The sequence below is a fragment of the Achromobacter maghribensis genome (assembly GCF_057334215.1).
Genome location: NZ_JBHFII010000027.1, coordinates 53,898 through 67,540, shown reverse-complemented (window position 1 = coordinate 67,540; position 13,643 = coordinate 53,898). Strand labels below are relative to the sequence as shown.

The following is a 13,643-nucleotide window of genomic DNA, read 5'->3' as shown; positions in this document are numbered from 1 at the left end:
AGACCAATTAACCAGGGCGCGAAACCGGGGCCTGGTCGGCCCCGACCGCACGCGGCAAACGAGGCGTCGTCAACGCAATCAAGGTCACGACGATGAGCGAATAGTTGGGCACGCTGCGCATGTTGCGGAACATCATTTCGGTCAGGCTGAAGGCGCAAAAGCCCAGACAGAACAGCAGCCCCAGTTGCGCCCCCACTCGTATCACCCGGTCGTCGCTGGCCAGCCGCCGGAAGAAGATGGTCGCCGGCAACAGGTATAGCGTCAGGATACTGATCAGGCCCAGCAGCCCGTAACCGGACAACGCGGCCAGCAGATCGTTGTGGGGTTCGCCATAGCCTTCGATGACTTGGCGCGTCACCACACCCTTGGACTCCAATTCCAGCAATTCATCACGGAACTTGCTAGGTCCCACGCCAACGATCGGGCTTTTCTCGAACATCATGATCGACGCCTGCCACAATTGCAGCCGGGTGCCGAATGACGTATCCCGATTCGCGGATGTCGAAAAACCCTGTAAATCTTTCGCGATGTCCTGCATGCGGGTACTGTAGGTCCAGATGGTGGCGGCGCTTATGGCCAGCACCGCGGTCACACCCAGCGCGCAATAAACCTTGTGCTTGCGGTTCCAGTCGCGCAGGCCCAGCATGAAGATCAGCGCCACAATCGGCAACAGCATCCAACTGCTGCGTGTTTCAGATACCCAGGTGGCATACACCGTCAGCGTGGCTGCCGCCAGCTTCACGGCCATCTCGGCGCGGGGCCAGCGCGTACAGGCGCCCCAACCCATCGACAACAACGTCATCATGCCAAGCAGCAGCGTCATGTTCGCAAATGACACGGCGTTGTATCGCCCGCCGACATCGATCATTCCACCGCGCCCCACGGTCTTCAAGGTGACGATAAGCAGCACCGAACCCGCAACCGCTCCCGCCAAGATGCTCCATTGCACGTGTTTGAGCCATCGCTGCGGCGCGCGTAGCAACAACCAAAGTACCGGCACCGCCAGGGCAAACCGAAGCAATTTCTCCAGTTCGGAATTGCTCCACACGCCGCGCACCGCAAACGTGGCCACCAGACACACCAGTGGCAGCAGCAGCGCTAGCGACATGGGCCACATCGCCCGAAAATTCATCGGTTCGTAATGCTTGACCGCGTTGCCTGCCAGGGCGGCCAACGAGATCAGCCCCGCAAGATAAAGGACCGCCGGGCCTCCTACTGGGCTCGTCAAGGCCAATGCGGGGACCAACAGCACAAGGAACGAGGTCAGAGAAACATACAGTCGGGGCACAACGATCAACCTGGTTGAAACGGAGCATGCATGACAGGCCTCATGCTCATCATTTGCACAAAACCCGCCAGCCATGACGGCGGGCGGGTTCTGCGGACATGCGGCGAGGCCGCAAACTACATGTTTTCGATCATGACCTGGCCAAAGCCCGAGCACGACACCTGGGTCGCACCTTCCAGCAGGCGGGCAAAATCGTACGTCACCTTCTTGGACAGGATGGACTTCTCCATGCTGGAGATGATCAGGTCGGCCGCTTCGGTCCAGCCCATGTGACGCAGCATCATTTCCGCCGACAGGATTTCGGAACCCGGGTTCACGTAGTCCTTGCCGGCGTACTTTGGCGCCGTACCGTGGGTGGCTTCGAACATGGCGACCGAATCCGACAGGTTGGCGCCCGGCGCGATGCCGATGCCGCCCACTTGCGCGGCCAGCGCGTCGGAAATGTAGTCGCCGTTCAGGTTCAGCGTCGCGATCACGTCGTATTCGGCCGGGCGCAGCAGGATCTGCTGCAGGAAGGCGTCGGCGATCACGTCCTTGACGATGATCTCGCGGCCCGTCCTCGGATTCTTGAACTTGCACCACGGGCCGCCATCAATCAGTTGGGCGCCGAATTCCTTTTGCAGCAATTCGTAGCCCCAATCACGGAAACCCCCTTCCGTGAATTTCATGATGTTGCCCTTGTGCACCAGCGTCAGCGACGTGCGGTCGTTGTCGATGACATACTGGGCGGCCTTGCGCACCAGGCGTTCGGTGCCTTCACGCGACACCGGCTTGATGCCGATGGAGGACGTGTTCGGGAAACGGATCTTCTTCACGCCAAGCTTGGTCTGCAGGAACTGGATCAGTTCCTTGGCCTGCTCGCTTTCGGCCATGTATTCGATACCGGCATAGATGTCTTCCGAGTTCTCGCGGAAGATCACCATGTTGGTCTTCTCGGGTTCACGCACCGGGGACGGCACGCCCTTGAAGTACGCCACCGGGCGCAGGCAGACGTACAGGTCCAGTTGCTGGCGCAACGCCACGTTCAGCGAACGGATGCCGCCGCCGACCGGGGTCGTCAGCGGGCCCTTGATGGACACCACGTAGTCTTTGACGACTTCCAGGGTTTCATCGGGAAGCCAGACGTCCGGGCCGTAGACCTTGGTGGCCTTTTCGCCGGCATAGACTTCCATCCAGTGGATCTTGCGCTTGCCGCCATAGGCTTTCTGCACGGCCGCGTCCACGACCTTGATCATGACGGGGGTGATATCTGCGCCCGTGCCGTCGCCTTCAATGAAGGGAACGATGGGCTGTTCAGGCACATTCAGCGAGAAATCGGCGTTGACCGTGATTTTCTGGCCGCCAGCGGGAACCTTGATATGTTGGTAGGACATGAATGCTCCATTTGCTCCGGGTGGTTTTTCTGCACGCGCCGCATCGGAAAGCGTCCGATTCCGCGGGGAGACCGACCTCGCGAACCGCACACAGGATGGCGGATACCGATCAATTCTATATCGCAAAGGGCCCGCCGGGCCCCACCCCTCCCCGAGCGGTGAAAAAAAGCCCCCGAAGGCGCGCTTTTTTGCCTGCGAGCGGCCGAGCGGTAAAATAGCCGTCTTCCCTCCGTATTCCGCCCCCTCGCAGATGTTCAATCCCTCCCGCGACCAAGTTCGCGAATTCTTTATCGATACCTGGCGCAAGCACCGCGCCAATGAGGTGCTGACGCCGCTTGAGGCCATGGCCCTGGACTGGATCATCGAGCATCCCGAATACCACGGCGACCTCGAAAGCCCGGATGCCATGACCATGGAGTACGCCGTGGAGAAGGGGCGCACTAATCCCTTCCTGCATCTGTCCATGCACCTGGCGATCGCCGAGCAATTGTCCATCGACCATCCGCCGGGCATCCGCCGTGCTTACCAGCAGCTGACCGCGCGCTCCGACGCGCACCAGGCCGCGCACGAAATCATGGAATGCCTGGGACAGGTGGTATGGGAAGCGCAGCGCCTGGGCACGCCCATGGACAGCGACACGTACATCGACCTGATCCGCCGCCGCGCCAGCCTCTGAAGCCGCCGGCCCCATGAAAAAAACCCTCGGAAAGCCCCGAGGGTTTTTTGTTGGCCAAGTCGGCTAAGCCTACTTGCGCACGCCCAGGTCGCTGGGCAGGGACGCCAGCCAGGCCGACACGTTCGAGATGTCCTGATCGGACAACTGCGTGGCGAAAGCGCCCATGATGGGGTTCTTGCGCACGTTGGCCGTGGCCGCGCTGCCGGAGGCGCCGCGCTTGTAGGCCTTCAGGGCATGAGCCAGGTAGTCGGCGTGCTGGCCGGCCAGCGTCGGATAGGCCGGGTCCACCGCCGTCTTGGCGTCGGCGCCATGGCAGGACGCGCAATTGAATTTGTCGAAAACGGCCTTCCCGGCCGCCAGATCCTGCGCCTGGGCGGCGGTGCCCGCGATGGCCAGGGTCGCGCCCGCAAGGGCAAGCATGGTGCGGTTCATGGTTTTGCCCCTTATTTGAGATTCGAGTAGTACGCGGCCAGGTCGGCGATGTCCTGGTCGGACAGGCTGCCGGCAATGGCGTCCATCGTGGGATGGCTGCGCGCGCCTTTCTTGTACTCGTTAAGGGCGGTCTCGATGTATTTGGCGTTCTGGCCAGCAATCATCGGCACGTGATAAAGCTCGGGAAAGGTCGCCTTGTAGCCTTCGATGCCGTGGCAGCCGATGCACATGGAAACTTTGTCGCGGGCGTTCTGGATGTTGCCGACAGGCGCTGCGTCAGCAGCAACAGCCTGGCCGGCGATCGCACAGGATGCCATCGCGGCCAACACGGAAACCGTGCACTTCAGAGAGGTTCGCAACTTCATTGGAATGGCTCTTCTTGGTATGGCTTAAGGACTAGGGCCTGCATCACACGAAAAGGCCCCCTGCAAACACGTTGCGGGTCGAACCCAACTGCAAAACCGCCTGATTGTACGATAATTGCTCAGGATTAATACCTTACGATGGTATTGATCACCGTCAATCCTCGGAAGCCATCAGACAATGTCCGCAGCCCAATCCGCCTCTTCGACCTCGCCCGCCCGCTTCAACGGAACCGACAGCTACGTCGCCACCGATGACCTGAAGCTGGCCGTCAACGCCGCCCTGACCCTGCAGCGGCCGCTGCTGATCAAGGGGGAACCCGGCACGGGCAAGACCATGCTGGCGGAAGAAGTGGCGCGGGCGCTGGGACGGCCATTGCTGCAATGGCACATCAAGTCCACGACCAAGGCACATCAGGGCCTGTACGAATACGATGCGGTGTCGCGCCTGCGAGACTCGCAACTGGGCGACGAAAAAGTCCGCGACATCCGTAACTACATCGTGCAAGGCACCCTGTGGCAGGCCTTCCAGGCCGACGAACCCGTGGTGCTGCTGATCGACGAGATCGACAAAGCCGACATTGAATTTCCCAATGACCTGCTGCGCGAATTGGACCGCATGGAATTCCATGTGTACGAAACGCGCGAGACCATCGCCGCGCGCCACCGCCCGCTCGTCATCATCACGTCCAACAACGAGAAAGACCTGCCGGACGCCTTCCTGCGCCGCTGCTTCTTCCACTACATCCGCTTCCCCGACCGCGAGACCATGCGCGACATCGTGGCCGTGCACTACCCGCACCTGAAGCAGGATGTGCTGCGTGCCGCGCTGGACACATTCTTCGCGCTGCGCGACGCGCCGGGCCTGAAGAAAAAGCCGTCCACCTCCGAATTGCTGGACTGGCTGCGCCTGCTGCTGGCCGAAGACGCCACCGCCGCCGAGATCGACGCCCACACCGCCACCGCCGTGCCACTGATGGCCGGCGCGCTCTTGAAAAACGAGCAAGACGTGCACCTGCTGGAACGCCTCGCGGCCATGACCCGCGGCGGCCAGCGCCGGTGATCTTGCAGCGACTGGCAGCCCGCACATGCTGATCGATTTCTTCTACCACCTCCGGGCGCACAAGCTGCCCGTCTCGGTCAAGGAATACCTGACCCTCGTGGACGCATTGCGCCAGGACCTGATGGCGCCCACGCTGGACGAGTTCTACTTCCTGGCGCGCGCCACGCTCGTCAAGGACGAGTCGCTCTACGATCGCTTCGACAAGGCCTTCGGCGCCTACTACAAGGGCATCGAAGCCGCCTTGCCAGCCGGCAAAGAGATTCCACTGGACTGGCTGATCAAGCAGTTCGAGAAGAGCCTGTCGCCCGAAGAAAAGGCCGCGATCGAAAAGCACGGCTGGGACAAGCTGATGGAGCTCTTCAAGGAACGCATGGAAGAGCAGAAAGAGCGCCACGCGGGCGGCAGCAAATGGATCGGCACCGGGGGCACCTCGCCGTTCGGCAACGGCGGCTATCACCCCGAGGGCATCCGCGTGGGCGGCGCCTCGGCGGGCAACCGCTCGGCGGTCAAAGTCTGGGACATGCGGCAGTTCAAGGACTACGACGATCAGGTCGAACTGGGCACGCGCAACTTCAAGGTGGCGCTACGCAGACTGCGCCGCTTCGCGCGCCAAGGGGCCGAGCTGGAGCTGGACCTGGACGACACCATCGCCAGCACCGCGCGCAACGCCGGCCATCTGGACCTGCGCATGGTGCCCGAACGCCACAACACCGTGAAAGTGCTGATGTTGCTGGACGTGGGCGGCAGCATGGACGACCACATCGGCCGGGTGGAAGAACTGTTCTCGGCAGCGCGCAGCGAATTCCGCAATCTGGAAGTCTATTATTTCCACAACTGCCCTTACGAAAGCCTGTGGCAAAGCAACCGCCGGCGCCAGAACGAACGTTTCGACACCTGGGACGTGCTGCGCAAGTACAACCCGGACTGGCGCCTGATCATCGTTGGCGACGCCACCATGAGCCCGTACGAAATCCTGCAACCCGGCGGCTCGGTCGAACACTACAACAAGGAACCCGGCGCGCAATGGATGCGGCGGCTACTGGACGCCTGGCCCAAATCGGTCTGGCTGAACCCCGAACCCACGGCCTCCTGGCAATACCGGCAATCCATCGCGCTGATGCGCGACATCATGCAAGACCGCATGTATCCGGTCACCGTCGCCGGGCTTGAACAGGCCATGCGCGTCCTGTCCAAGTAGGCACCCCGGATGGTGCGGCAGGCGCGGCTCAAGAACGCGGGCCCGGTCCGCGCCAGGTCCGCGCCCGATCCATGCCCGATCCGCGCGCAAGCCATCGAATCAGTCTTCAGCCCTCAGCCGTCCACCGGCTGTTCGGGCGTATCCAGTGTCAGCTGATAAAACGCCAGATCCAGCCAGCGTCCGAACTTGAAGCCGGCTTCCTTGATGGTGCCGGAGTGCTTGAAGCCCAGCTTCTCGTGCAGGCGGATGCTGCCCTCGTTCGAGGCGTCGATGCCGCCGACCAGCACGTGCACCTGGTTGGCGCGCGCCCGTTCAATCAGAACGCGCATCATGGCCTCGCCCAGGCCCATCCCCCGGAACCGCCCGTCCACATAGACCGAGTGCTCTACCGAGTATTTGAACGCCGGCCAGGCTCGGAACGTGCCATAGCTGGCAAACGCCATCAGTTCGCCCGCCGCGTTTTCGAACCCGACCACCGGAAAGCCCCCCTGCTGCTTGGTCTGGAACCAACCTAGCATCGCTTCGCGCGGCCGCGGCTTGTAGTCGTACAGCGCGGTAGACGTCGCGATGGCGTCGTTGAAGATCGCGAGTATCTGATCCGCATGACGTTCATGCGTACAGTCGACCAGGATGGCGCCGTCTGGCGCGAGGGAGTCAGCGGTCAAATTCATGACGAAAGATTGTACGCCCCCACGCTTCACCCACTTCGTGGGTTCGCTGCCCCCCGAGGGGGCTGTTTTTCCTTGGGGCGGCCCGGCGGAAAAATACGCCCCCACGCTTCACCCACTTCGTGGGCTCGCTGCCCCCCGAGGGGGCTGTTTTTCCTTAGGACGGGTGCCAAAAAAAACCGGCGAATTCGCCGGTTCAGTGAGTTGCTGCCGCTTCTGGCCACTCTCAGGCGGCGCGGCTCTCCACAGATCGGTGGGCGGCGGACGCGCGACGCAAGCCGGGACACTGGCGCCACGACAGTTCGTCGGCGTCCATGTCCAGGTCAAACAGGTCGTTGGCGGCCGGCCAGGGATGGTTGCGCGCCGCGGCGCCTTCCATTTCCAGCACATGTCCGGCAAACCCGCGGGGCGAACCTCCGCACTCCGCGAAATACCGTTGAGTGCTCAGGTCCACCACATAGGTGGTCATGTCATGCGTCAATATGGCCACGAATTGGCCGTCATCACTGGCATAGGCGTACTGGAATTGCCCTTTGATCCCGTCACCGCTCAAGGCGTTGCCGGTCAATTGGGACAAGGCACGCGTGACGATCTCGGTCAGCATGGGTCGTTCCTCCGAAAAATGCGCCGGCAGGATGCCGGCAGCGAAGGCGCGAACGACAAGCACCGGCACCGCGCTCGCGGCGGCGTCTGGCGTTGGACGGGAAGCCGGTAGACGGCTGTCGCGCATCCCGTCGGCAACAGCTACTACATGCGTCAAAGCTTACACCCGCGCGGCCGGCCACCCAAATTTGCCTTGTGCGCTAACGATGTTGCATCGCAGCACCCTATGCCGATGCGGTTTTCGGGCGATTATGCGGCGGCGACCGGCGTTCCGCCTGGGTCTGTGTCACCATTTTGATGGCTGCGCCACTGTTCCCGGTCCATGCGGTACAGCACATGCCGACGCAGCGGATGGCCTTGCGGAACGGCGGGATGATCGAAAGGCTCGGCGTCCTGCCGCATGCCCAGGCGGGCCATCACGGCCCGCGACCGCTGGTTGCCCACGGCGGTAAACGCGACGATCTCGGCCAGCCCGACCTGCTCGAATCCCACGCGCAACGCGGCCCAGGCTGCCTCGCTGGCGTAGCCGCGCCCCCAGAACGGCCAGGCCAGGCGCCAGCCGATCTCGACGCCCGGGGCGAACGGCAACGCCGGCGGCATCGGTTTGATGCCCACGAATCCCACGAAGGGCGCCACGCCAGGCGCCTCTACCGCCCAGAGGCCCCAGCCATGCTCGTCGATCCCCGCCGCCAGCCGGCTGGCCAGCGCATCGCTTTCCGGCGCGGTGAGCGGCATCAGGAATTCCGTGACGCGCGGGTCCGCGTTCATCTCGGCAAACGGCTTGCGGTCATCGGCGCGCCATTGCCGCAGCACCAGGCGCGGCGTTTCTACTTCCAGCGATAAAGACATATCTGATTTCCTTGCCGTACGGCGGCAGGCGCTGCGGGAGCGGCCCTTGAACCATTGCCAACGTATACACTCCAACGGATTCTGCCATGCCAAAGGAATTGTCTGCCATGCGCCTGTCCCTATCGAAGCTGCCGCGCCCGCTGGGTGTGCTGCTGTTTTCCTCCTTCCTGGCCTTCCAGGCCGGGGCCGCCAGCCTTCCGGCCGGCGTCTCGGAGGCCGCCTCGATTGAAGGCATCACCGAATACCGATTGGCCAATGGCCTGAGAGTGCTGCTGGTTCCCGATGAGTCCAAACCCTCGACCACGGTCAACATGACCTACCTGGTGGGCTCGCGCAACGAAAACTACGGCCAGACCGGCATGGCGCACCTGCTTGAACACATGCTGTTCAAAGGCACGTCCACCACCCGCAACGCCATGGGCGAGTTCTCGCGCCGCGGCCTGCAGGCCAACGGCTCGACCTCCAGCGACCGCACCAACTATTTCGCCAGCTTCGCCGCCAACCCCGACACCCTCAAGTGGTATCTGGGCTGGCAAGCCGACGCCATGGTCAATTCCCTGATCGCCCGGGAAGACCTGGATTCGGAAATGACCGTGGTGCGCAATGAAATGGAAAGCGGCGAAAACAGCCCATCCCGCATCCTGATGCAGAAGATGCAGGCCGCCGCGTACCAATGGCACAGCTATGGCAAGAACACCATCGGCGCCCGCTCCGACGTGGAAAACGTGGACATCGGGCAGTTGCGCGCCTTCTACCACGAGTATTACCAGCCCGACAACGCCGTGCTGATCGTGGCCGGCAAGTTCGACCCGCAGACCACGCTGGCGGACATCGAGGCCACGCTGGGCAAGCTGCCCAAGCCCGACCGCAAGCTCCCGCCCGAATACACCGTCGAACCGGTGCAGGATGGCGAACGCTCGGTGACGCTGCGCCGCACCGGCGGCACCCCGCTGGTGGCCGCGATGTACCACATCCCCGCCGCCGGCAGCCCCGATTTCGTCCCGCTGGACCTGGCCACCGTCATCCTGTCCGACACGCCGTCGGGCCGCCTGTACCACGCGCTGGTTGCCACCAAGCTGGCCTCTGGCGTGTTCGGCTTCACCATGGAAAACCGCGATCCGGGCCTGGCGATGTTCGGTGCGCAATTGCCGCCGGGCAAGAGTCTGGACACCGCCGTGAAGGCCCTGACCAGCACCCTGGAAACGCTGGCCAAGAAGCCGTTCACGCAGCAGGAATTGGACCGCGCCCGCAGCAAATGGCTGACGGCATGGGAACAAACCTATAGCGATCCGGAGCAAGTCGGCGTGGCCCTGTCCGAAGCCATCGCCGCGGGCGACTGGCGCCTGTTCTTCCTGCAGCGCGATCGCGCCCGCAAGGCTTCTCTGGCCGAAGTCCAGCAAGCCGCCGTCACGTACCTGGTGCAAAGCAACCGCATCGAAGGCCGCTATATCCCCACGGAAAAGCCCCTGCGCGCTCCGCAGTTGCAGCGCGAGGACCTGACCGCCGTATTCAAGGACTACAAGGGCGATCCGGACTTCAAGGCCGCTTCCGCGTTTGATCCCACTCCGGGCAACATCGACAAGCTGACCCAGCGCAAAAAGCTGGACCTGCCCAACGGCCCGGTCCAGTTGGCCCTGTTGCCCAAGGCCACCCGCGGCAACCGGGTACAGGCCCAGATGCTGATCCAGTTCGGCAACGAAAAAGACCTGCTCGGCCAGCGCGTGAACTCCAGCGCCGTGGCCGACCTGCTGACCCGTGGCACGCCGAAGCTGTCGCGCCAGGACATCCAGGACCGCCTGGACAAACTGCAGGCCGAACTCGGCTTCAGCGGCGGCGGCACCACCCTCAAGATCGCCATGTCGACCAAGGGCGAGAACCTGCCCGAACTGACCGCGCTGGCGCTTGAAATCGTGCGCAACGCCAACTTCCCGAAAGAGCAGCTGGACGAATACCAGCGCCAGCTTGAAACCTCGATCCAGAACGCCATGACCGAGCCTTCGGCGCTGGCCGGCCGCGCCTTGGCCCGCCAGGATAATCCGTGGCCTGCCAACGACCTGCGCTACGTGCCCACGTTCGAAGAATCGCTTGCCAGCGTACGCGGCCTGAACCGCGACGCCCTGGTGAAGTTCCACGCCAAGTTCTACGGCGCGGGCAAGATCGAGTATTCGGCCGTCGGTGATTTCGAGCCGGAAGCCGTGGAAAAGGCCATCAAGACCGGCTTGGCCGGCTGGAAGAAGGCGCCCGCCTATACCCGGGTCGCCAATCCGTACCGCGACATCCCCGCCAAGCAATTCGACATCGACACGCCCGACAAGGCCAACGCGTTCTACATCTCGCGCATGCCGCTGAAGTTGCAGGACACGGATGCCGATTACGCGTCCCTGTACCTGGCCAACTACTTGTTCGGCGCATCCGAAACCTCGCGCCTGTGGAATCGCGTGCGCGAAACCGAGGGCCTGTCCTATAACGTGCGCAGCTCGCTGTCGGTGTCCTCGTTCGAACCCAGCGCCAGCTGGACCATGTACGCCATCTATGCGCCCCAGAACCGCGAACGCCTGGAAAAAGCCATCAACGAAGAGCTTGCCCGCGTCTTGAAAGACGGTTTCTCAGAGAAGGAAATCTCGGACGGTATCAACGCCCTGCTGAACTACCGCAACCTGGCCCGCGCGCAAGACGACATCCTGGCTGGCACGTGGCTGGACTACCTGCAACGCGGCCGCACGTTCGAATGGTCGGCCGAGATGGACAAGAAGATCTCGGCGCTGACGCCCGACGCGGTCAATGCGGCGCTCCGCAAATACCTGCGTGCGGACGGCTTCAGCACCGCGGTGGCCGGCGACTTCAAGAAAAAAGCCGCGCCCTGACGCCTGCGCGCGACCCATCGGCCCCTGCCTCGGCAGGGGCTTTTTTTTGCATGATGAAACGCTGCCGCTTCCGCGCCCCGGCCTTCGATTCGGCAAAACCATGCCACCAACGGGGAAATTTATGCATAACCGATCGATTACTCGGTTATTTGGAAAGATGTTTTCAAGGAATACGGGTTTATCCCAAGTGGGATAACGCGCAGAATTCAGTCATCGGGAAACGAAACGAACCACGACGGAGGGCCGCCGGATTCGGTCCCCACTTGAAAACGATTGGAGGTCTACCATGAAAACCCTAACCACCACCCTGTTGCTATCCCTGGCCCTGGTTGGCGTCGGCGCCCAAGCCGCCGGCGTTGAACAAGGCAAGACCCGCGACCAGGTCGCGACCGAGCTGCAGCAAGCCAAGGCCACCGGCCAATACACCTTCGGTGAACTGGACTATCCGCCCGCCCAGCCGCAGGCCGCCAGCCTGAGCTCGCAAGAAGTGCAAGCCCAATTGCAACAAGCCAAGATCAGCGGCCAATACACGTTCGGCGAACTTGAATACCCGCCCGTCGTCGCCGCCCCGGCCGCCGTCAAGACGCGCGCCGAAGTCCAGCAGGAATTGGCCCAAGCCAAGGCCAGCGGTCAATACACGTTCGGCGAACTCGAATACCCGCCGATCACCCGGTGAGCTGCTTGCTGTAGCCCGGCCGGCCTCAGGCGGCATCATGGCTTGGGGCCGGTTTTTTCGGATACAGCGGCAACCGCAGTAGTAGTAGTAGTAGTAGTAGTAGCTGTTGATGTACTGGAAGTTGCTGTTGAAGTTCGAAGTCGAAACTGAAGTCGATGTAGAAGTTGCAGTTGCAGTAAAGAGGTGCAGTTGCAGGAAAGCAGTTGCAGTAAGGCAGTTGCTGTCGTAGTAAAGAAGTTGCAGTAGCAGTGAGGCCGCGGCGAAAGCCGCGGCCTTTTTCATTGGGGGCCGCGGCCCTATCGGCGGTGCTTGCCAAGCCGACCCGCGCCAATGAAAACACCCCGCAGCCGGATAGCAGTTCCGGTCCGCGGGGTGCATGGGTCAACGTTGGCGGCCAGGGCCGCCTGGCGCGATTTAGCTGAAGAATTCCTTCACGCGGTCCGTCCAGGACTTGCTTTGCGGCGAGTGGCGGTCGCCCCCGTCGTTCAGCGACGTCTCGAATTGGCGCAGGATGCTCTTCTGGTCTTCGCTCAGGCGAACCGGCGTTTCCACGACGACGTGGCAGTACAGATCACCCGGATAACTGCCCCGCACGCCGCGGATGCCCTTGCCGCGCAGGCGGAAGGTCTTGCCGGACTGCGTGCCTTCGGGAATCGAGATCTCGGCCTTGCCGCCCAGCGTGGGCACCTGAAGCTCGCCGCCCAACGCCGCCGTGGTGAACGGGATGGTCAGTTCGCAGTGCAGGTCGTCGCCGTCGCGCTGGAAGATCTTGTGCTGCTTGATGTGGATTTCCACATACAAGTCGCCCGGAGGGCCGCCATTGATGCCCGGCTCGCCATTGCCGCTAGAGCGGATGCGCATGCCGTCGTCGATGCCGGCCGGAATCTTGACCTGCAAGGTCTTGTTGCGGCGGATGCGGCCCACGCCATCGCAGGACGGGCACGGGTCGGTGATTTCCTTGCCGTTGCCGTGGCACGTGGGGCAAGTCTGCTGCACGCTGAAGAAGCCTTGCTGCATGCGCACGGCGCCCGAACCGCCGCAGGTGCGGCAGGTCTTGGGCGAAGTGCCGGCCTTGGCGCCAGAGCCGTGGCAGGTATCGCAGTTTTCCCAGCTGGGCACGCGGATTTCGGTGTCGAAGCCGGCCGCGGCCTGTTCCAACGTGATTTCCAGCGCGTACTTCAGGTCGGCGCCGCGGTACACCTGCGGGCCGCCGCCGCGACGGCCACCGCCGCCAGCGCCGCCGAAAATTTCGCCGAAGATATCGCCAAAGGCGTCGGCAAAGCCGCCGCCCATGCCCGCTCCACCCATGCCGGCGGAGTTGGGATCGACGCCCGCATGGCCATAGCGGTCATACGCGGCGCGCTTCTGTTCGTCACCCAGGACCTCGTAGGCTTCCTTGGCTTCCTTGAACTTCTCTTCGGCTTCTTTGCTGTCCGGATTGCGGTCCGGGTGGTACTTCATGGCCAGCTTTCGATAGGCCTTCTTGAGTTCGTCGTCCGCGGCGTTTTTCGCTACGCCCAGGACTTCGTAATAGTCGCGTTTTGCCATGATCCGTGGGCTCAAAAACGAGCCATCTTTTCAGTGCTACAGA

13 protein-coding genes are annotated in these 13,643 nt (G+C 62.7%); 5 read left to right on the top strand and 8 right to left on the bottom strand.

Annotated elements, in window-relative coordinates; all coding sequences use genetic code 11:
- Positions 1-7 precede the first annotated feature (7 nt).
- Complete coding sequence (locus ACE039_RS12315; protein ID WP_485822500.1) at positions 8-1,288, bottom strand: O-antigen ligase family protein; 1,281 nt, start codon at positions 1,286-1,288, stop codon at positions 8-10.
- A gap of 116 nt (positions 1,289-1,404) precedes the next feature.
- Positions 1,405-2,661 carry an NADP-dependent isocitrate dehydrogenase gene (gene icd / locus ACE039_RS12310; RefSeq protein ID WP_050447222.1) on the bottom strand — a complete coding sequence of 419 codons (1,257 nt, stop codon included), beginning with the start codon at positions 2,659-2,661 and terminating at the stop codon, positions 1,405-1,407.
- Between the two features lie 250 nt (positions 2,662-2,911).
- On the opposite strand from icd, the gene ACE039_RS12305 reads away from it, so the two are divergent.
- Positions 2,912-3,337 (top strand): DUF1841 family protein, encoded by a 426-nt coding sequence (locus ACE039_RS12305; RefSeq protein ID WP_006223558.1) that lies wholly within the window; start codon positions 2,912-2,914, stop codon positions 3,335-3,337.
- A 69-nt stretch (positions 3,338-3,406) separates the two neighbouring features.
- On the opposite strand, the gene ACE039_RS12300 is transcribed toward ACE039_RS12305, so the two are convergent.
- Both ACE039_RS12300 and ACE039_RS12295 read right to left on the bottom strand, forming a co-directional pair.
- Positions 3,407-3,769, bottom strand: coding sequence for a c-type cytochrome (locus ACE039_RS12300; RefSeq protein ID WP_105555309.1), 363 nt, complete (start codon positions 3,767-3,769; stop codon positions 3,407-3,409).
- An 11-nt stretch (positions 3,770-3,780) separates the two neighbouring features.
- Entirely contained in the window at positions 3,781-4,134 is a 354-nt protein-coding gene (locus tag ACE039_RS12295; RefSeq protein WP_006217806.1) for a c-type cytochrome, read from the bottom strand.
- A gap of 178 nt (positions 4,135-4,312) precedes the next feature.
- Here ACE039_RS12295 and ACE039_RS12290 point away from each other — a divergent pair, with 178 nt between their 5' ends.
- Together ACE039_RS12290 and ACE039_RS12285 are read left to right on the top strand one after the other, a co-directional pair.
- Positions 4,313-5,194: an AAA family ATPase gene (locus ACE039_RS12290; RefSeq protein ID WP_313461115.1), complete on the top strand. Its 882-nt coding sequence runs from the start codon at positions 4,313-4,315 to the stop codon at positions 5,192-5,194.
- A 25-nt stretch (positions 5,195-5,219) separates the two neighbouring features.
- Complete coding sequence (locus ACE039_RS12285; RefSeq protein WP_105555311.1) at positions 5,220-6,392, top strand: vWA domain-containing protein; 1,173 nt, start codon at positions 5,220-5,222, stop codon at positions 6,390-6,392.
- Positions 6,393-6,505: 113 nt separating this feature from the next.
- Here the strand turns inward: ACE039_RS12285 and ACE039_RS12280 are convergent, their stop codons facing one another.
- The 3 genes from ACE039_RS12280 to ACE039_RS12270 form a co-directional block, all read right to left on the bottom strand.
- Positions 6,506-7,063 (bottom strand): GNAT family N-acetyltransferase, encoded by a 558-nt coding sequence (locus ACE039_RS12280; protein WP_448712923.1) that lies wholly within the window; start codon positions 7,061-7,063, stop codon positions 6,506-6,508.
- A gap of 223 nt (positions 7,064-7,286) precedes the next feature.
- Complete coding sequence (locus tag ACE039_RS12275) at positions 7,287-7,664, bottom strand: hypothetical protein (protein ID WP_313461119.1); 378 nt, start codon at positions 7,662-7,664, stop codon at positions 7,287-7,289.
- A 248-nt stretch (positions 7,665-7,912) separates the two neighbouring features.
- Positions 7,913-8,512, bottom strand: coding sequence for a GNAT family N-acetyltransferase (locus tag ACE039_RS12270; protein WP_105555313.1), 600 nt, complete (start codon positions 8,510-8,512; stop codon positions 7,913-7,915).
- 107 nt (positions 8,513-8,619) lie between these two features.
- Here ACE039_RS12270 and ACE039_RS12265 point away from each other — a divergent pair, with 107 nt between their 5' ends.
- Positions 8,620-11,376 carry a M16 family metallopeptidase gene (locus ACE039_RS12265; RefSeq protein WP_313461121.1) on the top strand — a complete coding sequence of 919 codons (2,757 nt, stop codon included), beginning with the start codon at positions 8,620-8,622 and terminating at the stop codon, positions 11,374-11,376.
- A gap of 286 nt (positions 11,377-11,662) precedes the next feature.
- A complete protein-coding gene (locus ACE039_RS12260; RefSeq protein ID WP_485822483.1) occupies positions 11,663-12,052 on the top strand; it encodes a DUF4148 domain-containing protein in 390 nt (129 codons plus the stop codon).
- Positions 12,053-12,466: 414 nt separating this feature from the next.
- Here the strand turns inward: ACE039_RS12260 and dnaJ are convergent, their stop codons facing one another.
- Positions 12,467-13,600, bottom strand: coding sequence for a molecular chaperone DnaJ (gene dnaJ, locus ACE039_RS12255; RefSeq protein ID WP_105555315.1), 1,134 nt, complete (start codon positions 13,598-13,600; stop codon positions 12,467-12,469).
- Between the last annotated feature and the right edge of the window lie 43 nt (positions 13,601-13,643).

What these genes read in the sequence shown, in the direction of transcription:
- icd (WP_050447222.1), bottom strand. Translation starts at nt 2,661, where the DNA reads ATGTCCTACCAACATATCAAGGTTCCCGCTGGCGGCCAGAAAATCACG.
- ACE039_RS12305 (WP_006223558.1), top strand. Translation starts at nt 2,912, where the DNA reads ATGTTCAATCCCTCCCGCGACCAAGTTCGCGAATTCTTTATCGATACC.
- ACE039_RS12300 (WP_105555309.1), bottom strand. Translation starts at nt 3,769, where the DNA reads ATGAACCGCACCATGCTTGCCCTTGCGGGCGCGACCCTGGCCATCGCG.
- ACE039_RS12295 (WP_006217806.1), bottom strand. Translation starts at nt 4,134, where the DNA reads ATGAAGTTGCGAACCTCTCTGAAGTGCACGGTTTCCGTGTTGGCCGCG.
- ACE039_RS12290 (WP_313461115.1), top strand. Translation starts at nt 4,313, where the DNA reads ATGTCCGCAGCCCAATCCGCCTCTTCGACCTCGCCCGCCCGCTTCAAC.
- ACE039_RS12285 (WP_105555311.1), top strand. Translation starts at nt 5,220, where the DNA reads ATGCTGATCGATTTCTTCTACCACCTCCGGGCGCACAAGCTGCCCGTC.
- ACE039_RS12280 (WP_448712923.1), bottom strand. Translation starts at nt 7,063, where the DNA reads ATGAATTTGACCGCTGACTCCCTCGCGCCAGACGGCGCCATCCTGGTC.
- ACE039_RS12275 (WP_313461119.1), bottom strand. Translation starts at nt 7,664, where the DNA reads ATGCTGACCGAGATCGTCACGCGTGCCTTGTCCCAATTGACCGGCAAC.
- ACE039_RS12270 (WP_105555313.1), bottom strand. Translation starts at nt 8,512, where the DNA reads ATGTCTTTATCGCTGGAAGTAGAAACGCCGCGCCTGGTGCTGCGGCAA.
- ACE039_RS12265 (WP_313461121.1), top strand. Translation starts at nt 8,620, where the DNA reads ATGCGCCTGTCCCTATCGAAGCTGCCGCGCCCGCTGGGTGTGCTGCTG.
- ACE039_RS12260 (WP_485822483.1), top strand. Translation starts at nt 11,663, where the DNA reads ATGAAAACCCTAACCACCACCCTGTTGCTATCCCTGGCCCTGGTTGGC.
- dnaJ (WP_105555315.1), bottom strand. Translation starts at nt 13,600, where the DNA reads ATGGCAAAACGCGACTATTACGAAGTCCTGGGCGTAGCGAAAAACGCC.